The sequence below is a fragment of the Paraburkholderia sp. EG286B genome (assembly GCF_040965655.1).
In the GTDB taxonomy this organism is placed as follows: domain Bacteria; phylum Pseudomonadota; class Gammaproteobacteria; order Burkholderiales; family Burkholderiaceae; genus Paraburkholderia.
In genome coordinates this window covers 23,695-46,139 of the sequence record NZ_JBFRCF010000027.1, presented here as the reverse complement: position 1 = coordinate 46,139, position 22,445 = coordinate 23,695, and the positions used below count along the sequence as shown (strand labels likewise).

The following is a 22,445-nucleotide window of genomic DNA, read 5'->3' as shown; positions in this document are numbered from 1 at the left end:
GAGCGCTAGCTCATACCCCGACCGGACCGATCTAAGTAGGCAAGTATGGCGAATGAGCCTTCCACTTTAGAGTTGTATGCGCACGGCTTCCGGGTTCCCCCGGAAGCAAGAGCACGCTTGCTTCGGCAAACGCCGGCCATTCTCTGGTTTACCGGCCTATCAGCTGCGGGAAAGTCGGCTATCGCTGACACCGTGGAGGCGCGTCTCCATACAGCTGGCCGACTCACCTACATTCTTGACGGCGACTCCGTCAGGCTCGGTCTATGCAAAGACCTTGGCTTTACCGATGCAGACCGTCACGAGAACGTACGGCGCGTCGCGGAGGTCGCAAAATTAATGGCCGACGCCGGCATCGTTGTTTTGGTGTGCCTCATCTCGCCGTTCCGCCGCGATAGGGAACTCGCCCGCTCTACGGCGGGCCGCCGTAATTTCGCCGAAATCCATGTCCACGCGAGTTTAGCCGCGGCGGAGGCCCGTGACCCTAAAGGGTTGTATCGGCTGGCAAGGCGCGGCGCAATCCAGCGCTTCACCGGCATCGACTCCCCGTATGAGGAGCCGACGGATCCGGACGTCTTCATTGACACATGTTGCAAGTCCATCGACGAAGGTGCCGATATGGTCCTGAATTGGCTCCACAGTTCTGACCGTTGCCATCATTCGTGATTGCATACACGCTTCGCGGCAACACCGTTGAAACTGGGGGAGTTCTGCATCCGACAATTGAGAACACTCATCGCTCGCAAGCCAGGTAGATAGATAGATGAATGACGAGGTCCATTGCAGCTCCGGTCGTGCACGTTTGCATCCGCAATCGTGCGCGGTGGCTTTTCACTGCACAACAGGCCGGGTTGTCACGCGTGCCGCAGTAGTCGCTGCAGTGTTTCCACTGCTCGGCTCGCTGGCCGACTGCACGGTCGGCCCAGAATACCACACGCCAGCGCCACCCGCGATTCAGCATTACACAGCAACGCCTCTACCTGATCGCACGGCTTCGTCGCAGGGCGAAGCGGGTCTCGAGCAGCGGTTTGCGGCCGGCGGCGACCTGCCCGCTCAGTGGTGGACGCTTTATCGCTGCGAGCCGCTCAACACGCTGATAAGCGAAGCACTTAAAAATAGCCCAACGATCGCAGCAGCCAGTGCCGCGCTACGCCAGGCCGCCGAGAATCTGAGCGCACAAGCAGGCAGCGCACTCTACCCCTCTGTCGATATCAAGCTCAACGCGATACGTGAGAAGCTGAACGGCGCGACGTTGGGGCAGCCCAACGTCAACAAAATACTGACTCTATACAACACATCAGTAAGTGTTTCATATGATCTGGATCTGTTTGGTGGAGTTCGGCGCGAGCTCGAATCGCTGGGCGCGCAGGTCGATTTTGAGCGCTTTCAGCTGCAAGGCGCCTACCTAGCACTGTCGGCAAACATCGTCACGACTGCCGTCAAGGAAGCGTCGCTGCGTGAGCAGATCAGCGCGACCGAGAACATCGTAGCCGACGAGGAGACGCAGCTTGGCGTTTTGCGCAAGCAATTCGAGTTCGGCGGCGTGGACCGGATTGCCGTGCTCTCGGAAGAGACGTTAGTCGCGCAAACACGGGCGACGCTACCGCTGCTGCGGCAGTCGCTCGATCGGACTCGGCACCAGCTTGCCGTGCTTTCGGGCAGATTACCGAGCGAGACAGGTGTGTCCGAATTCACGATGTCGATGTTCACGCTACCGCAAACCTTGCCGGTCAGTCTGCCTTCCTCGCTGGTCAGGCAGCGGCCGGATATTTTGGCCGCTGATGCCGTGCTGCACCAGGCGAGCGCCGAGGTCGGTGTCGCCACGGCAAACCTCTATCCACAACTTATGCTCTCCGCGAATTACGGCCCGCAGTCTTTAACGCCCGCTGGCATGCTGAAGTATGCCGACATGATCTGGAACATCGGCGCGGGACTCACCCAACCAATATTCCATGGTGGGCAGTTGACCGCAAAAAAAAGGGCGGCGCAAGCCGCCTTTGACGAGGCCAACGCGCGATATCGGGAAGTCGTGCTGCTCGCGTTCGAAGATGTGGCGGACACGTTGCGCGCACTCGATCACGACGCGGCTGCTCTTGCCGCCCAAACCGACGCCTGGCGCTCGGCTAGCAGTTCACTGGATGTGGCGCGCGGACAGTTTCGAGTCGGCGGAGTCAGCTATCTGTCGCTGCTCGACGCACAGCGCCAATATCAGCAGGCCGTCGTGAATCTCGCGCAGGCGCAAGCAGCTCGCTATGCAGATACAGCTGCTTTATTCCAGGCACTGGGTGGCGGTTGGTGGAATGACACGGCGTATGACGAGAAGGGGCATGCCAACGCCGGCCCCCGCTCCCAGTGATTGCTCATGACGATTGCTACGCGCCGCATACGTTTCACGGGTAACGCGCCAAAGACGCTTGTGCGTCGTGAGTTTGCCGTGCAAGGACACTACGATGACGATGAAAAGACCAACAGGAAAACGGATGACCATCATGCTGATCTGCGTGGGCAGTCTGCTCGGCACGCTCATCGGCTTCAATCTTTACAAAGCGCATATGATTAAAAAGTTCATGATGCGCGATGGCATGGCCGCCGCCACGGTCACGTCAGCTGTGGTCAGCTATCAGACTTGGCAGCCACAGCTTTCCGCCACGGGCAGCCTGCGCGCGGTGCACGGCGTCGACGTGACGACAGAAGTCTCAGGCCTCGTGCGCGAGCTCAAATTCAGTTCCGGTGAGGAGGTGAAAGCCGGACAGGTTCTCCTGCGCCTCAACGACGACTCTGATCGCGCACAGCTCGCATCGCTACAAGCTGCCGCGGACCTTTCGCAAACGGTTTACACGCGCGACAAGGCACAGTATGACATTCAGGCCATCTCAAAAGCCCAGTTGGATGCCGACACAGCCGAACTGAAGAGCAAACGGGCGCAAGTCGAACAGCAAGCTGCCCTCGTCGCCAAGAAAACCATTCGCGCACCTTTCGCAGGACGCGTGGGGATCACCACCGTTAATCCCGGCCAGTACATCAACCCGGGGGACGCAATTGTTACCCTGCAAGTCGTCGATCCCATTTACGTCGACTTTCACCTACCCCAGGAGCAACTGGGACAACTCGAGGCCGGACAGCACGTCGCCGTAAATACAAGCACATTTGCGAACCTTAGCTTCAGTGGCCAAGTCCGCGCGATAAATCCGCGCGTGGACAACGCGACCCGCAACGTTCAGATCGAAGCGGTGCTGGACAACCACGAGCGCAAGCTGTTGCCCGGCATGTACGCGAACGTGAAGATCGATGTGAGTAGCGAGCAGCGCTATCTGACCTTGCCTCAAACCGCGATCGCGCACAATGCGTACGGTGCAACGGTATTCGTCATTAGACCGAGCGAGCACAAAAACGCGCACGGTAAAACGATGCCGGTGGCGCAACAGGTATTCGTGACGCCGGGACCCACGCGCGGCGATCAGGTGGCGATCCTGAGGGGTCTCGACGAAGGCGCGCAGGTCGTCACGAGCGGTCAGCTCAAGCTACAGAACGGCACACCGCTCATCATCAATAATCGTGTGCTGCCTGCGGACAATCCTGCTCCGACGCCTCAGGAGCAGTGAAAGGCCTCCCGATGAAATTCACCGACATTTTTCTCAACCGACCGGTCCTCGCGTCAGTACTGAGCGTGCTGATCCTCGTACTGGGCTTGCGTTCGCTCTCCACGCTGAAGGTCAGTGAATATCCTCAGACCCAGACGGGCGTAGTCACGCTTACCACTTCCTACTACGGTGCGAGCGCCGACACAATGGCTGGGTTTATCACGCAGCCGCTGGAAGCCGCCATCGCCCAGGTGCAGGGCATTGACTACATGTCGTCGAAAAGCAGCACGGGCGTGTCGACGATCAACGCGACACTACGCATGAATTATGATCCGAACCGCGCACTCACCGAGATCAATACACAGATAGCGTCAGTGCGTAACCAGTTGCCGCGCGAGGCCCAGCAGCCGGTGCTGACGATGCAGGTGGGTCAGACCACTGACGCGATGTATATGGGCTTCTACAGCGACGTGCTGCCGCCCAACAGTGTCACCGACTATCTGCTGCGCGTCGTGAAGCCGAAGCTCGACTCCATTCAGGGCGTGCAGACCGCGGAAGTACTGGGCGGTCGCCAGTTCGCATTGCGCGCATGGCTCGATTCAACCAAGCTCGCAGCGCATAATGTCACTGCTTCCGATGTCTACACAGCACTCGGCAACAATAACTACCTCGCGACACTCGGCACAACAAAAGGTCAGATGACCAGCGTCAGTCTAAACGCGCGTACCGACGTCCATTCGGTGGAGGACTTTCAGAAACTGGCTGTCAAACAAAAGAACGGAGTGATAGTGCGTCTCGAGGACGTTGCCAATGTCGTGCTAGGCGCGGACAATTACGATTCCAGCGTGGCATTTGGCGGCAAGCGTTCTGTGTTTATCGGAATTAAGGTAGCGCCTGACGCAAACGTGCTCGATGTGGCCAGACGCGTTAAAGCCGTGTTTCCCGATCTGCAGAAGCAGTTCCCGACGGGGATGGCTGGTGACATCGTCTACGACGCGACAGACTTCATCAACAGCGCGATTGATGAAGTAGTGAAGACGCTCGTCGAGGCGTTGCTGATTGTCACGGCCGTTATCTTCCTCTTCTTCGGTCGCTTGCGCGCCGTCATCGTACCCGTGATCGCGATGCCGCTTTCGCTGATTGGTACGTTCTTCATGATGCAGTTGCTCGGTTACTCGATCAATCTGTTGACGTTACTCGCGATGGTGCTCGCGATTGGGCTGGTGGTCGACGATGCGATCATCGTCGTCGAGAACGTCGACCGCCACATGAATGAAGGCAAGTCTCCCATGGAAGCCGCGCTAACCGCCGCGCGCGAGCTTGGCGGCCCGATTCTGGCCATGACCGCCGTGCTGATCGCCGCATATCTGCCTATCGGCTTTCAGGGCGGCCTGACAGGCACCCTTTTCACTGAATTTGCGTTCACCCTTGCGAGCGCCGTCGCGGTGTCAGGCGTGATTGCGCTAACCCTGTCGCCGATGATGTGCTCGCGCATTTTCCAGAACGTGCACGAGTCCGGGCGTTTCGCCGTTTTCGTCAATCGACAGCTGGATCGTGTGCATACCGGCTATGCGCGGCTCTTGCACGCGGCCCTCGACACATCTTCCGTGTTCGTCGTCATGGGAGTTATGCTGCTTTGCGGAACCGTGTATCTCTTTTCAACATCTCAGGCAGAGCTTGCGCCGCAGGAGGACCAAGGCATCGTCCTATCGCTGATCCAGGGCCCGCCGAATGCCACAGTCCAGCAAATGCAGACATACGCCGATCAGATATTAGAAATGTCGAAGCGCTTGCCCGAGTATGCCCAGATGTTTCAGCTAACTGGCCTGCCAACGTTGAATCAGGGCTTCGGCGGCGTGCTCTTCAAGACTTGGGACAAGCGGAAAAGAGGCGCAACCGATCTACAACAGGAGCTCCAGCAGAGGTGGAATGGCATTGCTGGTGCTCGTGTCGCCGCGTTCCAGTTCCCGCCTTTGCCGGGCGCACAGGGTTTCCCCGTGCAATTCGTGATCAGCACGACAGAGCCCTTCGAGAATCTCGACGAGGTGGCGAAAGACGTACTCCAGAAAGCGCGTGCAAGTGGCATGTTTCTCTTTGTCGATAGCGATCTAAGGATCGACAAGCCAGAAACGGTCGTCATAGTTGACCGCGACAAGATCGCGTCACTCGGCCTCACGCAAAGCGATGTAGGACAGGCGCTAGGCGCTGCACTCGGCGGTAACTACGCAAACTACTTCTCGATCGCTGGCCGCTCATACAAGGTGATTCCGCAAGTCCAGCAAATAGATCGACTGAATCCGTCACAGGTACTCGACTATTACTTGCGCACGCCGGACGGCAGCATGATTCCGGCGTCGACGGTTGCGCACCTGAAGCAAGCGGTCGTCCCCGAATCGATCAATCGGTTCCAGCAACTCAATGCGGCAACGATCTCCGCTGTGATCTCACCTAGCGTCTCCCAGGGCGAAGTTCTCGACTTCCTTCGTAAGTCCACGACCGACGCAGCTCCGGCAGGTTACAACACCGACTACGCAGGGCTATCGCGCCAGTTCATGCAAGAGTCCGGTAACTTCCTGGTCACGCTCATGTTCGCGACGATTATCGTGTTCCTTGCGCTTTCAGCGCAATTCGAAAGCTTCCGCGATGCCCTGGTCATTTTGGTGTCCGTCCCGATGGCGCTCTTCGGTGCTCTCGTCTTCATCAATGCCGGCTTTTCGACGCTCAACATCTATACGCAGGTTGGACTTGTCACGCTCATGGGGCTCGTCAGCAAACATGCGATTCTTGTCGTGCAGTTCGCAAACCAGCTTCAGCGCGTGGGCCGCGGCAAGCGAGAAGCCTTGGAGGAAGCGGCAGGTGCACGCTTACGCCCGATCCTCATGACGACGGTCGCCATGGTGCTCGGCGTACTGCCCTTAGTCGTCGCCTCGGGCGCGGGCGCAGCAGGCCGCAACGCAATGGGCCTGGTGATCTTCACCGGACTATCGATCGGCACTGCGTTCACACTGTTCGTCGTACCGGCAATGTATATGTTGCTGGGTGCAAATCATCAAGGGACGCCAAAAGACCAGTCATGACCTGGTTGTCCATCTGTGCAGTAGCGATGTCTTCGTCTATTCAAAATACGCACTCCCCGGCACCCGTGCGTCAGCATGATTGCCGCGTGAGGACAAGCGATGCGCTGCTTGGCTTTGGATTTCGTCGAGCACGCCTAACCCACCCTTCTGCGGTTACGGAAGCCAACGCTGGAAGGCCCACCGGTCGTGCTCGTCGAGCGCTATTGAGCTCACAGGCAATGAGATGGACAAGAGAACAATGAAGCGTCACACGCTTGCAATGGCACATGGATCAAGGTGCTGGGGTCGTGACCCGACGCAAACGCACGAGCGCGACGAGGTTTCTGACCCGATGCAAAGTCCATCGTTGTCAGCGCGCCTAAGGTTGACCCAGAGCACATTGTCGGATCTCAGGTATAGCATCTCCATTTTCACACTATCGACACAACGATCCATAGCACGCGTCAGATTGCTATAGACATCAATTTTACTTGTTTGATTTCGCCACGGCGGATTGCTATCGTCGATTGCATAGATATCCCAGTGCGTCATTTTTCTACTGATGTAGCAAAACGTTATCAGCATCGATATATGGATCTCGACCTGTTCTATCGAGATTCGTGCGTCACTTCCCCGCCATCATCGACTTTCGCCTCGATGCATTGCCATTACAGGAGAGAATCCATGAAAAACTGCGTTTTGCCTTCTAAAGGCCTATCGCCGACCGTCGATTTGCTGTATGACTATGCTCCGTTTTTGGAGCGGGGCGCATCTGCAGGGGCAATCGGGACGCTTTCCTCGAATATCGAAAGTCCACGCGTTGCTATCGTGGGGGCAGGCATCAGCGGCCTTCTTGCTGCTAGCGAACTAATGCGAGCAGGTATAGGCGACGTCACTGTGTTTGAAGCTCGCGATCGGATTGGCGGCAGGTTGTGGTCACAGGCGTTTGACTCGGAGCACCCACATCTCATCGCCGAAATGGGCGCAATGCGGTTTCCTCCAAGTGCGACCGGTCTTTTTCATTACCTTGACCGGTACGATATTCCCACCACAGCATCGTTCCCCGACCCTGGAGTCGTTAATACGGAGCTGCATTATCGGGGCGTTCGCCATATTTGGCCGGCCGGAGATCCGCCGCCGCCTCTATTCAGGCGTGTACACGAAGGCTGGAGAGCCCTTCTGCGGGATGGATGCGTGATCAACGGCATATCTCTCGTCGCGCCGGCCGAAATTACGGCGATGTTGAAAGCACAGCGTTTTAGAGAGGCACGCGCCGCGTGGCAAAGATGGCTGGATTTATTTCGCGACAGTTCGTTCTATGCCGCCATGATCACCATTTTCACGGGTCCTTGCCCACCTGGAGGTACTGCGTGGGAAAGACCATACGACTTCGAATTGTTTGGATCTCTTGGGATTGGCTCGGGTGGTTTTCTTCCTGTCTTTCAGGCCGGATTCACCGAGATTCTGCGTCTCGTCATTAACGGTTACATGGACGATCAACGCCTCGTCTCGTGTGGAATTTCAACGTTGTCTGAACGCATTGCAGGCGAGAATATTTGTGGAAGCACGGTCGCCGAACGGGTTCGCTTTAGCGGCGTCGGTCGCATCTACAAGGAAGGTGCAGAGATCAAGCTCATGACCGACGAAGAAGAAATTGCGACGTTTGACCGGTTGATCGTCACCAGCAACAACAGGGCGATGCAGATGGTTCATGGCTTGACAGATGACGAAACCTTTCTCAGCCGCGACGTATCAAGAGCGGTCAGAGAAACCCATCTGACCGGATCGTCAAAGCTCTTCATGCTCACCCGAGACAAGTTCTGGATAAACAAGAAACTTCCCGTCACCATCCAGTCTGACAGCTTCGCACGAGGCGTATACTGCCTTGACTACGAACCTCACAACCCAGATGGCCGGGGTGTGGTTTTGCTCAGCTATACTTGGGAGGACGACGCTCATAAGTTGTTGAGTGTTTCAGACAAAAGAGAGCGGTGCGAGTGCTTAGTCGACGACCTGTCTACCTTCCATCCAGAACTTGCGCGTCACCTAATCCCTGCAGATGAGGACTATGAACACTGCGTCCTCCACCATGACTGGCTAACCGATCCTCATTCGTGCGGCGCCTTCAAGCTCAACTACCCAGGTGAGGATGTCTATTCGCAGCGTCTGTTTTTTCAATTCCAGACGGCAAACGATCCAGCAAGCGATACAGGGCTCTACCTGGCAGGATGCGGCTGTTCTTTCACCGGTGGGTGGATTGAGGGAGCCGTGCAGACAGCGATCAACAGCGCATGCGCCGTTATACGTAGCGTCGGCGGAGATCTTTTACCTGGCAACCCTCTTGACGAAATACGCAGTGCCTACTGCTACTAAAATCGCGCGCTCAGACCTCCCACCTGCAAAAATTTATGTATTTTCAAAACACTCTTGAATCGCTTTGCGACCTCGTAAGGTCGGGAGCAGTTATAGCGGAAGAAATCCGGGACCACGCACTGAACGCTGACGCTCGCCAGACGCATCTAAACTGTTTCATACGTGCTCGCAGCCCGGAGGCGCACTTTGCGAGAGCGAATGACACTCTGAGAGGTGCGCCACTCTACGGCATTCCTTTTTCTACAAAAGACAATATCTGCGTCAAGGGACTCCCTGTAACCGCCGGGACACCGGGCATGGAAGATTGTATAGCCACTCGCGACGCACTTTTGGTCAGAAAACTCAAATCTCTCGGCGCCGTCGTCGCCGGCAAGAACAACATGCATGAACTGAGCTTTGGAATCACGTCCGTCAATCCTCATTGGGGAACCGTGGGTAATCCGGTGGCTCCGGGCCATTTGTCCGGCGGAAGCAGCGGTGGCTGCGCCGCAGCTGTGGCAGCCGGTATTGTCCCGATGGCGATCGGAACCGACACTGGTGGCTCGGTGAGGATACCCGCGGCCTTTTGCGGCATAGCGGGTTTCAGACCAACAAGTGGCCGGTGGTCTTCAACCGGAATCATTCCGGTTTCACGCACGAAGGACTCACCGGGCCTCCTGACGCGGACAGCGAAAGACGCTTTGTTTCTGTATGACTTGCTGAGTTCCGATAGACAAATCCCGTCAAAACAAACAGATACTCGCTGCCGAATCGGTCTTCCAAACTCCATGTGGAACGACGTGGATGATGACGTTCTGGATCACTGCTGGCGGGCGATCAGGCGTCTCACTCGCGCAGGATTTCAGTGCGTCGACCTCGATGACGCAGTTGTTTCCGAATTAAGTAAGTTCGGCACTTTTACCATTCCGGTTTACGAATTTTTTACGGACTTTCCACGCGCACTGCTCTCGCTTGGATGGGGAAGCAGGGTTAATGCTGTGTTCGAGAACATCCATGACAAGCGCGTAAGGAGCATCATTCATCAACAACTTGACGGAAATCTGATCTCCGCAAAAGACTATTCCGCCGCAGTGCAGAACGTTAGCGCCTTGCGGCTGCAAATGAATGCGCTGCTCAACGCTCGAGGGATCGATTTTCTCGCTTATCCCACTGTCCCGCTCACCATTCCTCACGTTAGCGATGCGGAGCGTCCAGGACTGTTCGCCGACGTGATTCGGAACACCGACCTCGCCAGCAATGTCGCAATGCCCTCCATTACCTTGCCTGTAGCGCCGAACGATGCATTACCCGTGGGATTGAGCCTTGATGCCGCACGCGGCCAAGACCGCCGGCTCCTCCTGATGGCAGCCGCTGCGGAAGAGATTCTTGCTTCGTAGCGTACGCGACTTTCCGCCGCGCTGGCGCTGGACTTCCAAACGATCACACACCGCTCCGAGGTAAACACTTCATGCAGATTTCGTTGCAAAGAATAAGCATGCTTTTTGACGCGGGTAGCTTTGTGGACCATGATCCAAAAGCGGAATCCCACTTCCTCTGCGGCGAGGGACTGATCAATTCGGTCAAGTCGTTTCTGGTCATGAATCGTGGTCAAGACTGTATGTTCAAGGCAACCGGACAATGGCGCACCGCCGAGCAAATCATAAGCACAGTGACTCAGGCCCGGGACCAGCGGGCTCCGTTGATCTACATACAGGATCATCCGGGAGAGGTGGGCAGTTTCGATACAACGAAGGTAATTTCATCGGATATGTCGAGATTGCTTTTGTCTCCAATAGGTATGGGCAGGGTCAGCGCGTCGCTCGCAGAGTTAGCAGAGACCAATCTGCTGATCTCAGCAATACTTGGACCGACGTCAGGCCCATTGGCTCTTCCGATCATGCTCGCCGATCTGGTGTTGATGACTAGCAAAGGGGCCCTATGTATGGGCCGTCCGGATATGGTGAAGGCGATGCTGGCTGAGCAGTCGGATCTGTATTCGCTTGGCGGAACAGACGTTCACTGCAGGGGCTCAGGGTCAGTTCATCTCGCGTTCGAAGATGAACGCCGTCTATTCGAATGCGTAAGAGATTTTCTGCGCTGCCTCGTCAAAGACAAGGCGCCGGCCATGCTCGAATATCAGGAACCCGATGCAGTCGATTTTGAAAATCTGATTCCACCCGATCACCGCACACCCTACGACATGCATCATTTGCTGCTCTCTTTTGTCGACAAAGGCAGCTTCACTGAGACAAACGCCGAATACGCACAAGAAGCATTGACAGGCTATGCGCGCGTCAAGGGACATTTCGCGGCGATCGTGGCAAACAACCCGCGATTCAGTAGCGGCGCCATCCACCGAAAATCCGCGGCCAAGATGGCAAAAATGATAAACATTGCTGCAAAAACCAGCATGCCAATCATCTTCCTTGCCGACATTCCCGGGTTCATGATAGGCAGGGAAGCTGAAAATAGCGGCATATTTTTGGCAGCGGCGGAGTTGTTCAGAGCACATGTCAGATGCCACGTGCCTAAGCTACTGCTCGTCGTCCGAAAAGCCTACACCGGCGGTGTGTATGCGATGAGCGGTCCCGGATTCGATCCAATAGCCGTGCTGGCGTATCCGCAGGCACACATCGGCGTTTTTAGTCCAGAGACAATGAGCAAAGTGATATCTGGCGCTGACGGCGCTACTAGAGACACGATGCGGAAGCTATCGGACGAGATCCAGAATCCCAATCTGTTGAAGGCTAATGGCCTGATTACAGACGTAATAGAGATTGAAGAAACTAGACAACAGGTTGTCAGATATCTGTTCCCGACGTGACGCAGTCTCTTCCTCACGGAAGATTTTAGCGTACGACCGCGCGCAATGGCGCCTCGAAGAGGACCGTTTTGCACCATCAAAAGCCCTCAGCCTTCTGAAGGTTTCAGCAAAATCGAGGCTCTGTCGATGCGCAATCAGCGATACGTGATCGTTTACCCGTGCAGAGAACTAGACTGCGGCCGCAGAATTTGGAAGATGGTCTCAGAAACTCAGGTGCCCACGTCAAGTTTCGCGCCTGCGCCTTACTGCCCTCGCGACGTTCCACGTACGTTGCCATGTTCAAGTTCGTGCATCATATCGGTAATTTGCGTATGCCCCTGTTTCACCCGATCGCCTGTCGGGGACAACGTTGCGAAGACCGTCGCGCGTGCCAGCGAATTTGCTATCAGCCGCTGATCGTCGGCGTTATCGGTGCAGCACCGGGACTTCGGCCATTACCGCCCCGAGTACACCACTTTGCTGGACCATACAGGACGCCTTCAACAAGCGACCGTCGGTTATTCCGCACTTGGCCATCCGCTCAATTATGATGTGGGGCGGGAAAATCAAATCGTTGAATGCTAGCTGTCATTTCTCGCGTCTCCTAGTCCGTTGAACCAGATGAATTGCACCGGATTCTCCGCGATGGATCGGAGTACTTCCATTTCAATGGGAGTGCCTGCTTATTGTATTGACGTATGTACCGCATGAGCTTTTTGTCGAGATCCCTGGTGCTGGTGAATACGCCACGCGCAATGACGTCGCGCTGGATGCGGGCAAACCAGTTCTCGACCTGATTCAGCCATGACGAATACGTGGGCGTGTAATGTATCGAGACCTTCGGATGGTCGGCCAGAAATATTTGAACAGCGGCGGTTTTATGGCTGCTCACGTTGTCACATATCACGTGAATCTCCTTTCCGCGTGGCTGCGCCGATACTACCTCGGTGAGGAACGCAACAAGCTGGGCGCTGGTATGGCGCGGCGCGGTTTTGCCCAGCACTTCGCCGGTGGCGACATTCAATGCCGCGAACAGGCTCACGGTGCCGTTGCGTTTGTATTCAAAGCCATGACTCTCGGCACGCCCGGGCGAGAGCGGCAACATCCGGTCCTTGCGATCCAGCGCCTGGATGGCTGTCTTCTCGTCCACGCAGAACACCGCCGCATGCAACGGCGGATTAAGGTACAGCCCGATCACATCGGCGGCCTTGGTCTCAAAGTCAGGATCGTTGGACACCATGTGCGTATCGAGACGACGTGGCCGAATGTCGTGCTTGCGCCAGATACGTTGCACGGTCATGAAGGCCATGCCCAGCTGTGCCGCCAGTTTGCGGCTGCTCCAGTGCGTCGAGCCGTCGGCCGGCTTGCGTCGCAGCGTGTAGTCGAGCACTCTCGCTTCAAGGCCCGCGAGGTCAGGTCGCGGCGCACGGCCTGGATGTCTGCCGTACACGTTCACTGGCGAAACGCGATTGCCACGTTGTGATGAAACGCGAATCGCATCGCAATTCGGCCATGATCGCCGCACGCGAGGCTCCTTCGTCGAGCAGCAGGATCAACCGCGCACGCCTCACCTCGCCAACGGCCATTGTGCGGCTGCGCTGCATCGACATCAGGTCTTCGCGCTCGGTTTCACTCAGATTCATTTTGCCCATGCACTATTAGATCAGTGCAATTTCATTGGTTCACTGGACAGTGTTGTGTCCCAGAAATAACTTTACGTAAATTCAGATTGTTCTATGATCGAATCACGATGAGTTGGAGGCGATCATGGGACGCAAAGGAATCGAGGTTGTCGTGTCGGAACTGGAGCGAGAACAATTGCTGTCAATGAGCCGCTCGCGTTCGCTGCCGCACTCTCTGGTGCGCAGGGCAAAGATTGTCTTGATGGCCGCTGACGGCCATACGAGTCAAGAAATTGCAACGCAGTGCGAAGTAACACCGCCGGCAATTACGCACTGGAAGAAGCGGTTTGTTGCCCATGGACTTGCCGGTCTGCATGATGAAGCCCGTCCAGGCCGGCCTCGCACGCATGACGATGAAGCAGTTGCGGAATTGCTGGCGAGGATACTGCATGAGAAGCCGGACGGGGCAACGCACTGGAGCGTGCGCTCCGCTGCTGCGCAGACAGGGATTTTGAAGAGTTCGGTGGCCCGATATCTGTCGTTGTTCGGCGTACAGCCTCATCGGTCAAAAAGCTTCAAGCTGTCTAATGATCCCTAATTCGTGGAGAAGGTGCGCAATATCGTCGGGCCGTACCTGAGCCCCCCGACCAATGCCCTGGTGCTGTGCGTCGACGAGAAGAGCCAGTGCCAGGCGCTGGAGCGTACGCAGCCGATGTTGCCAATGGGGTTGGGCTGTCTCGAGGGAGTGACGCATGATTACGTCCGGCACGGCACTACCACTCTGTTCGCCGCGCTCAATACGGCAACGGGTGAAGTTATTGCGCAATGTAAGCCGCGCCACCGACATCAGGAATTCCTGGCGTTTCTCAGGCATGTGGATCAGGCGGTGCCTGCCGATCTCGATGTGCATCTGATCGTCGACAACTATGCGACACACAAGCATCCCAAGGTCAGGGCGTGGCTGGCCAGGCATACGCGCTACCACATGCACTTCACGCCGACCTACTCAAGCTGGCTGAATCAGGTTGAACGCTGGTTTGGCCTGATTACGCAGCAGGCGATCCGTCGAGGGTCGTTCAGGAACGTGCGTCAACTCATCACCAGCATCGAGCGATATATCGAGCAGTACAACCAACACGGCCGGCCGTTCGTATGGACCGCGACCGCCGATTCAATTCTCCAGAAAGTGGCTCGGCTATGCAAAGTTATTTCTGGGACGGAACACTAGTGCCCAGATGTCCCAGAGAGACGAACTCCCCGCTGTGGATTTCGTTCCACGCCGATCCCACTGCGACGGCATAGCAAGGACTGTCGACCGCGATCAGATTGGCGTCATGTCCGTAGAAGAGTTGGGTCGGTGAATGTGGCAATCAACTCCTGAGACAAATCAGTTGTGATGCCGGCAGTACTTACTTACGACTGAAGCGCAAACGGCATTTAGAATGCGGATGCTTCCCATCCAAACAATCTATTTTCGCAATGGCGCGGAGCGACGCATACTAGATCCTGCTGTGTAGTCGTCACCGTTATAGTTGAAGTAACTACGGTACTGATGTTGCTTGATCAGCTAGGTGCATCCCGTGCACCACCGCGCGCACTTCGAATGGCATGCCGAGCCGGCATTTATCGGACGCGCCGGACCAAATACTCTCGGACGTGTGAACCGACAGTTGACAGCTATCAGGCAACCGGCTGATGAGTACTGCTTTAACCTAGGCTCGCGCATAAAACGCCGATTCGCCGGAGCAAATGAATGCACGTTGTCGATATTGATCAGATGGCCTTGTTCTTCGTGAACTCATTTGAGCTCGTGATGGTCTTCGCTAACGTCTGCGTCGTACTCGAGCTGATCTTCCCGGCCTACCGTTACAGTTTTTCGTCATACATTCGGGGCGCGCGGAACTGGATAATCCGCATTGGTTGTGGTGCATTAATCTGGCACCTTTACGCTATGGGGCTGCAATGGTTAGGTGTGAAACCACTCCTGACTGTCGATTTTGAGGCGTTGCTCCATTCCGGAAACACGATTGTAGGGGTGTTTATGGCAGTTCTTTCTAGCGTTCTGGTTGCAATTGCCGGCGACTTCTTTTACTACTGGATGCACCGCGCACAGCACGCAATTCCGTTCCTGTGGCGCTTGCATGCGACTCATCACTCGATCCGCGAGTTGACCGCATGGAACTGTAATCATCACATTTCCGAACCGATTGTTTACGCGATGTTTGTAGCACTGCCACTCGCGCTAATCCACTTCAAGTCCGGTGTCGCGCCCGCGGTTGCCATGACGCTAATTAGTTTTCAGGCGCATCTTTCTCACTCGAGCACCCGTGTGAATCTCGGGCCGCTCCGATACATCATCGGCGATAACCAGTTTCACCGCATTCACCACTCAATGGAGTCGCATCACCGGCACCAAAACTACGGGTTCTTCACCACCATCTGGGACACGGTTTTTCGCACGGCATACTGGCCGGTAAAAGAGGAATGGCCGGAAGTTGGTCTTCGCAACCAACCGGAACCGCATACGGTTCGCGACTACGTTCTGTTCCCGTTTGACCAACGCCGCTGGCTTCGGCCGTCAGTCAAAAGTGGCAATAGGATGGGTGACTGACAGTTCGGCAATTTTACCGCTCATATCGCTGCTAAAAGCCAAGGGAGACCAATCTCGACTGACATCACCCACCCTATAGGAGACAGCAAGCTTATGCAGCGAATGCCATTCCTCGCCGGCTGTGCCGCCACAGCTTTGATGGTTTGCAGTGCAGAAGCACAGGCCGAGACTTGGTCTGCAACTTCGCCCGAAACCTCGTCCTGCTATCCGTCCAATCTCCTTTTTGCCTCTAGCTCCTACGGTAGCTACACGTTCAACAATGACGTCTGGGCGCCCTGCCAAGGCGTCGCCGCAGGCGAGCAGACAATCTGGGCCAACAGCAACCTTGACTGGGGCGTCTATTCAAATCAACCCGACACCGGCCACATCAAGGCCTATCCGCACATCGGATACGCCGTCAACAAGTCCCTCAGTTCGCTTAAGTCGCTGACTGCTGTCGTCTCAGCGATCACTCCTTCTAGCGGCGCTTGGGAATCGACTTTCGATATCTGGGCCGGAAACAAGGCGCACGAAATCATGGTCTGGCTCAACTATACCGGATCCCCTGATGGCTGCGGCAACGTCAAACCGATTTCTGCGAACTGGACGTTTTCCGGCTGCGCGATCCCAATGCAGAAAGATGTCCAGTTGTCGGGCGGTTACTGGAATGTATACGTGGGCAGCAACGGCAGTAACACGGTCTATTCGTTTCTTCGCACAGAAAAGACCGACCATGCCAAGCTCGACGTGCTGGCGTTCATGAATTACCTCAAGTCGCGGAATTATTTCGATGACGTCGTGCTTGGCGATGTTCAGTATGGCTTCGAGATAACATCGTCGCCTGGCGGTCTGCCCTTCGCGTCCAAAAACTTCTCCGTCACCACCGAATGATATCGGCGCCTCCCGTCCTCGCGTGGATATATGTGTATCCGCCGGTAATGCAGACTTCCCGGAACAGGCCAGCCGGAATGACCGTTGTTCTGCCCAACGGCGAAAGTTTCATTGACGTCAAGCGATCCGTGCGGGGATGCAGGAGCAGGAGCATCCCTTCTGCGGGTAGGCATCTGAAACACTGTCCCGGCATCGTCGTCGGTTGCGTAGGAGCGGTTGCGTTTTCTGCCAGACGACCGGTGACACCTCAATCGATCTCAGATAGCGGTTCAACGGTAGGTCACCGACCTCTTAAGATGCACGAGTGTCTCAAGGCATTGTCCGCGCCGACTGAATTTTGAGCCACCGAGGGTGCGGACGAAATTTTCGATCCGTAAACGCCGACGCGCCACGAAGGATTGTCACCGATCAGTTGTGCAGCTATCCGGCCGCGAGGGGCGAAATTCCAGAACTGGCAAACATCAAACACGTCGTCGTCAAAGCCAGTGCCCGGGTGAAAAACCGCGCCGAAAACAGCCATCAACCTACGCGTGAGCGCGAACGCCGGATGCGTGGCTTCCGCGATCCTGATCGCGCACAAGCGTTCTTATCGAGCTTCGGTCCGCTTCGCCAGCACTTCGCGCTTGAGCGACATTTGCTGCGTGCATCACTCTATCGCAAACAGCTCGCCGCACGCTTTGCCGGATGGCATCGATTCACTGGGCTCGCCCAAGATCCGTCCAATTTCTGAACAAATGTACGTCCTGTGCGCTCTTGCGTCTCGAATACCTTAACGTGACAACGCCTTGTAATAGAGTCTGAATGTAGCGTAGCGTCGACGACGGGCGCGGTCGACGGCTGCTGCAGCGAGGGCGGGACTGGGAGACCTGACTATCCGAAAGCACTCTCAGTCTCCCGATCACTATCGCCACGAACGGATCAGCAGATCCGCGGCAGTTGCTCGCCTGTAAGCCAGTCGACGATGCGCCGTCCGCCGAATTTCGTCTCGATCTGCACGAAGCCGTGGGCGTCCGCGACCACCTCACCGATGCAAACCGCCGCCGCGCCCAACGGATGTGCGCGCATCGCGGCGAGCAGTTGCGGCGCGTCGACGCTTGCGCAGATTGCAACTAGCTTGCCTTCGTTGGCGACATAAAGCGGATCGAGGCCGAGCAGTTCACACGCCGCATCGACTTGCGGCAGCACGGGAATTGCGCGCTCCTGAATGCGCATCCCGACGCCCGACTGGCTGGCGATCTCGTTGAGGGTGGTGGCCAGTCCGCCGCGAGTCGGGTCGCGCAGAACGCGCACACCGGGCGCGACGGCAACCATGTCCGCCACGAGCGTGTGCAGCGCGGCGCTGTCCGAACGGATCTCCGTGTCGAAGCTTAGGCCCTCGCGTTGCGACATGATCGCCACGCCGTGCTCGCCGAGAGTGCCCGAGAGCAGCACAACGTCGCCGGGCCGCGCCTGCGCGCCATCAACGTGAATGCCCGAGGGCACGACGCCGATCCCGGTCGTGGTGATGAACACGGCATCGCCCTTGCCGCGCTCGACGACCTTGGTGTCGCCCGTCACGATTGGAGCGCCGCAAGCGCGCGACGCAGCAGCCATTGACTCGACGATGCGGAGCAGATCCGCCAGCGGGAGGCCCTCCTCCAGGATAAAGCTCGCGCTGAGATACGAAGGCCGTGCGCCCGCCATCGCGATGTCGTTGACGGTGCCGTGCACGGCGAGGCTGCCGATGTCGCCGCCGGGAAAGAAAAGCGGCGAGACGACGTGCGCGTCGGTGGTCATCACCATGCGCTCGCCGGGCCCGGGTGCGAGATGCGCGAAGGTGGCCTGGTCGTTGCCTTGGCGCAGCCATTCGTTATCGAAGGTTGCGACGAACAGCTCGCGGGTCAATTGCGCCGATGCGCGGCCACCCGCGCCGTGGCCCATGTCGATGCGGCCGTCGCGAAAGTTTAGGGGTCGCACGTAGGCGGACTTCACCGGGGATGTGTGGACTGGGCGCATGCTTCGACGACTCGAATGTCCTTAAAGCGACCATAAGAATAATGCGCGGCGCATGAGCCCTCGCTGGACACCATGCACGAGCCCATGGGATTCTCGGGCGTGCAGACCGTGCCGAACATTGTGCAGTCGCGCGGATGTATTAGCCCCCGCAGGATCGCCCCGCACTCGCATTTGCGGTGATCGGCGACGGGCCGGTAGACGAGCTCATAGCGGACTTCGGCGTCGTAGCGCGCGTACTTCGGGCGAATGCGCAGCCCGCTCAATGGGACCTCGCCCAGGCCGCGCCACTCGAACGACTCCCGCGTTTCGAACACCTCCTGCATGAGCGCCTGCGCGGCAGCGTTGCCCGCGCGCGTGACGGCGCGCGCGAACTCGTTCTCGACCTCCGCGCGGCCATCGTTGACCTGACGCACCAGCATGAGGATCGCCTGCAGCACGTCGAGCGGCTCGAACCCGGCAATCACGACCGGCTTGCGATACCTCTGCGCGAAGGCCTCGTAAGACGCGGAGCCGATCACAACACTCACGTGCGCGGGACCGACGAAGCCGTCGAGCAGCACCGCGTTCGCGTCGACAGACGGCTCGGCGAGCAGATGTGTCATCGCCGCGGGCGTGAGTACATGGCAGCACAGCACGCTAAAGTTCTCCGCGCCGCAGTCCGCCGCTTCGCTAACGACGAGCGCGGTAGGCGGCGTAGTGGTCTCAAAGCCGATTGCGAAAAAGACGACCTCGCGTTCCGGATGCTCGCGCGCGATGCGCAGCGCGTCGTGCGGCGAATACACAAGGCGGATGTCCGCCCCGCGCGCCTTGGCCCGCTGGAGCGATAGACCGCACGAGGCAGGCACGCGTATCGTGTCGCCATACGTGCAGAGGATCACGTCGTGTTCGAGCGCGAGGCGAATCGCGAGATCGATGCGCCCAAGCGGCAACACGCAAACAGGGCAGCCGGGACCGTGGATCATCAACACGTTACCGGGTAGAAGATCAGCGATGCCGAACCGGGAAATGGCGTGCGTGTGACCGCCGCAGAACTCCATGAAGTGATAACGGCGTTCGGTCAGCGTCTCCGCCTGAATGCGCCCAGCAATACGCGCGGCGAGTTCGTCGTCGCGGAATTCGTCGACGTACTTCATTGCGCCGTTCCGGACTGGACGATGGGCGCGTCGCCAAGCGACCGAGCGACCTCGCTGAACAGCGCGAGCGTGCGCTCGGCCTCTTCGGGGTCGATCACGCCAAGCGCGAAGCCGACATGCACGATCACGAAGTCCCCTGGGCGCACGTCGGGCACGAGCGCGAGTGAGACCGTCTTTCGAACGCCCCCGAAATCGACGACGCCTGTTTCGGCGTCGGACCGGTCGATGAGCTGTGCCGGCATGGCTAGACACATGGACTGACTCCTCGTGCCGTCGTAGGCATGGACAACATCTGCGGACCATATGTGGCAACCCAAGCCTGGCCAAGCGCTAGCCCGGCGTCGCCGCAGGGCACCGTGTCGGGCATGAGGGTGTGCACGCCGTGCGCCGCGAGCGACTCTCGTAGATGCGCGGTGAGCAGCCGATTAGCAAAGCAGCCGCCGCCAAACAGAACGGCGCGCCCCTGCGCGGCAAGCGCGGCCCATTGGGCGAGCGCCTCGGCCAGCGCAACATGAAAGACGGCCGCACCGCACGCGGCTTCGCCGGCGTCCGCGAGCATGAGCAACTTGACGAGGAGCGGACGAAGGTCGAGCTCGCCGTTGTCCGCGATTCGCCACAGGCCCGCCACATCGGGGGCCTCGTGCGCGACGAGGTAGCCGCTCGCGAGCCTTTCGAGCGCGATGGCCGCCTCGGATTCGGCGCGCTGGCGCAGGCACACGCCGAGCAGTCCCGCCGCCGCATCGAACCAGCGACCCGCACCGGTGCTAGGCGGGCAATTGAGGCCGTGCGCGAGCATGGCGCCGACCGTGCGCGCCGCGGTCGCGCCCACGACGGCCGAGAGCCGCGGCCCGATTTCGCCGCTGCGCCCGAGCGCGTGCAGGGCGGCGGCGGCCATTCGCCAAGGCTCGCGCGCCGCGACGTCGCCGCCGGGCAGCGCGAGCGGCGTGAGACTGCCGAGGCGCTGCCAGCAGGCGGGCGCCACCTCCAGCAGCTCACCGCCCCATGCGGCGCCGTCCGTGCCGAAGCCTACGCCGTCGAGCGCGAGGCCGATCACGGGCTCGCGCAGCCCTTGCTCGGCCGCAACCGCGCCAATATGCGCGTGATGATGCTGGACGCCGACGGTCGGCACGCCGAGCCGCTCACCCCATTCGAGCGCGACGCGCGTGCTGTAGAAGTCGGGATGCAGATCGTGCGCGATCGTGCGCACGGGCTGCCCCGCGCGCTCGGCGGTCTCAACAAGCGCCGCCACCGATGCGTCGAGTGCCACACAGTGCTCCAGATCGTCGAGATCACCGTGCAGCATCGACCAGTGAACGTCGCCGCCGATGCACAGGCACGCAGCGTTCTTCAGCCATGCGCCGGTGGCGAGCACCGTCCGCTCGCCGAGGGTATGCGGCAGGTTCTGCACACGCGCCGTCATGCCTCGCCTCCGGCGCGATGCTTTTGCGCGCGCTGCGCCGCAAGCTTGTTCTCCAGCACGCTAATGCGCTCGGCAATCGAGTCGCGTGCACTCGTGATCCAGTCGAGCCACGCATCGAGGCCTTCGCCGGTTGTGGCCGAAAGCCAGATCACTTCGAGGGACGGATTCACGCGGCGCGCATACGCGATGCACTGCTCGACGTCGAACTGTACATAGGGCAGCAAGTCGACCTTGTTGACTATCATGAGGCGCGCGGCGGCGAACATGTCGGGATACTTGAGCGGCTTATCTTCGCCCTCCGTTACCGAGATGATCGCGACCTTCGCCTCCTCGCCGAGGTCCCACAGCGCGGGGCAGACGAGGTTGCCTACGTTCTCGATGAAGAGCACGCTGCACGGGGTGTCGGGCGTTAGCGGCACGTGTTCACGCTCGTCCTTGTGCTCATGGTAAAGGCGATGATCGTGCAACGGCAGCCGTCCGAAGGCCGCGGCGACCATCGCGGCGTCGAGATGGCAGCCCTTTCCCGTGTTCACCTGGATCGCGGGCGCACCGGCCGCGCGGATACGCTCTGCGTCGTTTGCCGTCTGCTGGTCGCCCTCGATCACGCCGATGGGCAAGCTCGGCATACGCTCGCGCAGCGCGGCGATCGACGCACACAGCAGGGTCGTTTTCCCCGAGCCCGGGCTCGACACGAGATTGAGCGCACGCACGCCATGCTGCGCGAAGTGCCGCCGGTTGACGGCGGCATGGCGATTGTTCTCGCCCAGCACGTCGTGCTCGAGCTTGATGGTGCGGCCCTGGTCTAGGCCGGGCACCGTGAAGCCCGCGGGCCCGAGCCCGTAGTGCAGGTCTTTGCCCGATGGCGTCCGGTAGGAGCGGGAATGAGTGTCGGACTGGCCCTGCGCATGCGCGCACTCGTGTCCCTGAGCGGTGTTTTGCCGATCGCCGGTGGTGATGCACCCGCATACTATGCACATGTTGCTTCTCCTTGCGCTAATCCGATGA

Annotated in this window: 14 protein-coding genes and 3 pseudogenes; 11 read left to right on the top strand and 6 right to left on the bottom strand. The window is 58.4% G+C overall.

Features of this window, described 5'->3' with window-relative positions; all coding sequences use genetic code 11:
• Positions 1 to 45 precede the first annotated feature (45 nt).
• The 7 genes from cysC to AB4Y42_RS36835 all read left to right on the top strand — a co-directional run bounded on the left by cysC (position 46) and on the right by AB4Y42_RS36835 (position 11,810).
• Positions 46 to 663: an adenylyl-sulfate kinase gene (cysC, locus tag AB4Y42_RS36865; protein ID WP_368692668.1), complete on the top strand. Its 618-nt coding sequence runs from the start codon at positions 46 to 48 to the stop codon at positions 661 to 663.
• A 97-nt stretch (positions 664 to 760) separates the two neighbouring features.
• On the top strand, positions 761 to 2,353 hold the full coding sequence (locus tag AB4Y42_RS36860; RefSeq protein WP_368692667.1) for an efflux transporter outer membrane subunit: 1,593 nt from the start codon (positions 761 to 763) through the stop codon (positions 2,351 to 2,353).
• A 94-nt stretch (positions 2,354 to 2,447) separates the two neighbouring features.
• The gene (locus AB4Y42_RS36855; RefSeq protein ID WP_368692666.1) at positions 2,448 to 3,599 is read left to right on the top strand and encodes an efflux RND transporter periplasmic adaptor subunit; all 1,152 of its coding nucleotides are present in this window, start codon (positions 2,448 to 2,450) and stop codon (positions 3,597 to 3,599) included.
• Between the two features lie 11 nt (positions 3,600 to 3,610).
• Complete coding sequence (locus AB4Y42_RS36850) at positions 3,611 to 6,655, top strand: efflux RND transporter permease subunit (protein WP_368692665.1); 3,045 nt, start codon at positions 3,611 to 3,613, stop codon at positions 6,653 to 6,655.
• A 663-nt stretch (positions 6,656 to 7,318) separates the two neighbouring features.
• On the top strand, positions 7,319 to 9,007 hold the full coding sequence (locus AB4Y42_RS36845; RefSeq protein WP_368696939.1) for an NAD(P)/FAD-dependent oxidoreductase: 1,689 nt from the start codon (positions 7,319 to 7,321) through the stop codon (positions 9,005 to 9,007).
• A gap of 35 nt (positions 9,008 to 9,042) precedes the next feature.
• Positions 9,043 to 10,383, top strand: coding sequence for an amidase family protein (locus AB4Y42_RS36840; protein WP_368692663.1), 1,341 nt, complete (start codon positions 9,043 to 9,045; stop codon positions 10,381 to 10,383).
• Between the two features lie 71 nt (positions 10,384 to 10,454).
• On the top strand, positions 10,455 to 11,810 hold the full coding sequence (locus tag AB4Y42_RS36835) for a carboxyl transferase domain-containing protein (protein ID WP_368692662.1): 1,356 nt from the start codon (positions 10,455 to 10,457) through the stop codon (positions 11,808 to 11,810).
• Between the two features lie 583 nt (positions 11,811 to 12,393).
• Here AB4Y42_RS36835 and AB4Y42_RS36830 read toward each other — a convergent pair.
• A pseudogene (locus AB4Y42_RS36830) lies at positions 12,394 to 13,441 on the bottom strand (IS630 family transposase).
• Positions 13,442 to 13,556: 115 nt separating this feature from the next.
• Between AB4Y42_RS36830 and AB4Y42_RS36825 the strand changes: the two are divergent.
• The 4 genes and pseudogenes from AB4Y42_RS36825 to AB4Y42_RS36810 all read left to right on the top strand — a co-directional run.
• Positions 13,557 to 14,639: pseudogene (locus AB4Y42_RS36825) on the top strand (IS630 family transposase).
• 525 nt (positions 14,640 to 15,164) lie between these two features.
• Entirely contained in the window at positions 15,165 to 16,022 is an 858-nt protein-coding gene (locus tag AB4Y42_RS36820; RefSeq protein WP_368692898.1) for a sterol desaturase family protein, read from the top strand.
• A 102-nt stretch (positions 16,023 to 16,124) separates the two neighbouring features.
• Entirely contained in the window at positions 16,125 to 16,892 is a 768-nt protein-coding gene (locus tag AB4Y42_RS36815; protein WP_368696938.1) for a glycosyl hydrolase, read from the top strand.
• Between the two features lie 385 nt (positions 16,893 to 17,277).
• Positions 17,278 to 17,622: pseudogene (locus AB4Y42_RS36810) on the top strand (DDE-type integrase/transposase/recombinase); the annotation flags it as partial.
• Positions 17,623 to 17,810: 188 nt separating this feature from the next.
• On the opposite strand, the gene hypE reads toward AB4Y42_RS36810, so the two are convergent.
• Genes hypE through hypB form a run of 5 tightly spaced genes read right to left on the bottom strand, consistent with a single transcriptional unit; the run spans position 17,811 to position 22,417 of the window.
• Entirely contained in the window at positions 17,811 to 18,887 is a 1,077-nt protein-coding gene (gene hypE, locus AB4Y42_RS36805; RefSeq protein WP_368692900.1) for a hydrogenase expression/formation protein HypE, read from the bottom strand.
• A complete protein-coding gene (gene hypD, locus AB4Y42_RS36800) occupies positions 18,860 to 20,020 on the bottom strand; it encodes a hydrogenase formation protein HypD (protein WP_368692901.1) in 1,161 nt (386 codons plus the stop codon). Before hypD ends, hypE begins: the two co-directional genes overlap by 28 nt.
• Positions 20,017 to 20,274, bottom strand: coding sequence for a HypC/HybG/HupF family hydrogenase formation chaperone (locus AB4Y42_RS36795; protein ID WP_368692902.1), 258 nt, complete (start codon positions 20,272 to 20,274; stop codon positions 20,017 to 20,019). The genes hypD and AB4Y42_RS36795 overlap by 4 nt, the downstream gene beginning before the upstream one ends.
• Positions 20,265 to 21,440: a carbamoyltransferase HypF gene (locus AB4Y42_RS36790; RefSeq protein WP_368692903.1), complete on the bottom strand. Its 1,176-nt coding sequence runs from the start codon at positions 21,438 to 21,440 to the stop codon at positions 20,265 to 20,267. Before AB4Y42_RS36790 ends, AB4Y42_RS36795 begins: the two co-directional genes overlap by 10 nt.
• Complete coding sequence (gene hypB / locus AB4Y42_RS36785) at positions 21,437 to 22,417, bottom strand: hydrogenase nickel incorporation protein HypB (protein WP_368692904.1); 981 nt, start codon at positions 22,415 to 22,417, stop codon at positions 21,437 to 21,439. The genes AB4Y42_RS36790 and hypB overlap by 4 nt, the downstream gene beginning before the upstream one ends.
• Between the last annotated feature and the right edge of the window lie 28 nt (positions 22,418 to 22,445).

Excerpts from the sequence above, each read along its gene's own strand:
- cysC (WP_368692668.1), top strand. The coding sequence starts at position 46 with ATGGCGAATGAGCCTTCCACTTTAGAGTTGTATGCGCACGGCTTCCGG.
- AB4Y42_RS36860 (WP_368692667.1), top strand. The coding sequence starts at position 761 with ATGAATGACGAGGTCCATTGCAGCTCCGGTCGTGCACGTTTGCATCCG.
- AB4Y42_RS36855 (WP_368692666.1), top strand. The coding sequence starts at position 2,448 with ATGACGATGAAAAGACCAACAGGAAAACGGATGACCATCATGCTGATC.
- AB4Y42_RS36850 (WP_368692665.1), top strand. The coding sequence starts at position 3,611 with ATGAAATTCACCGACATTTTTCTCAACCGACCGGTCCTCGCGTCAGTA.
- AB4Y42_RS36845 (WP_368696939.1), top strand. The coding sequence starts at position 7,319 with ATGAAAAACTGCGTTTTGCCTTCTAAAGGCCTATCGCCGACCGTCGAT.
- AB4Y42_RS36840 (WP_368692663.1), top strand. The coding sequence starts at position 9,043 with ATGTATTTTCAAAACACTCTTGAATCGCTTTGCGACCTCGTAAGGTCG.
- AB4Y42_RS36835 (WP_368692662.1), top strand. The coding sequence starts at position 10,455 with ATGCAGATTTCGTTGCAAAGAATAAGCATGCTTTTTGACGCGGGTAGC.
- AB4Y42_RS36820 (WP_368692898.1), top strand. The coding sequence starts at position 15,165 with ATGCACGTTGTCGATATTGATCAGATGGCCTTGTTCTTCGTGAACTCA.
- AB4Y42_RS36815 (WP_368696938.1), top strand. The coding sequence starts at position 16,125 with ATGCCATTCCTCGCCGGCTGTGCCGCCACAGCTTTGATGGTTTGCAGT.
- hypE (WP_368692900.1), bottom strand. The coding sequence starts at position 18,887 with ATGCGCCCAGTCCACACATCCCCGGTGAAGTCCGCCTACGTGCGACCC.
- hypD (WP_368692901.1), bottom strand. The coding sequence starts at position 20,020 with ATGAAGTACGTCGACGAATTCCGCGACGACGAACTCGCCGCGCGTATT.
- AB4Y42_RS36795 (WP_368692902.1), bottom strand. The coding sequence starts at position 20,274 with ATGTGTCTAGCCATGCCGGCACAGCTCATCGACCGGTCCGACGCCGAA.
- AB4Y42_RS36790 (WP_368692903.1), bottom strand. The coding sequence starts at position 21,440 with ATGACGGCGCGTGTGCAGAACCTGCCGCATACCCTCGGCGAGCGGACG.
- hypB (WP_368692904.1), bottom strand. The coding sequence starts at position 22,417 with ATGTGCATAGTATGCGGGTGCATCACCACCGGCGATCGGCAAAACACC.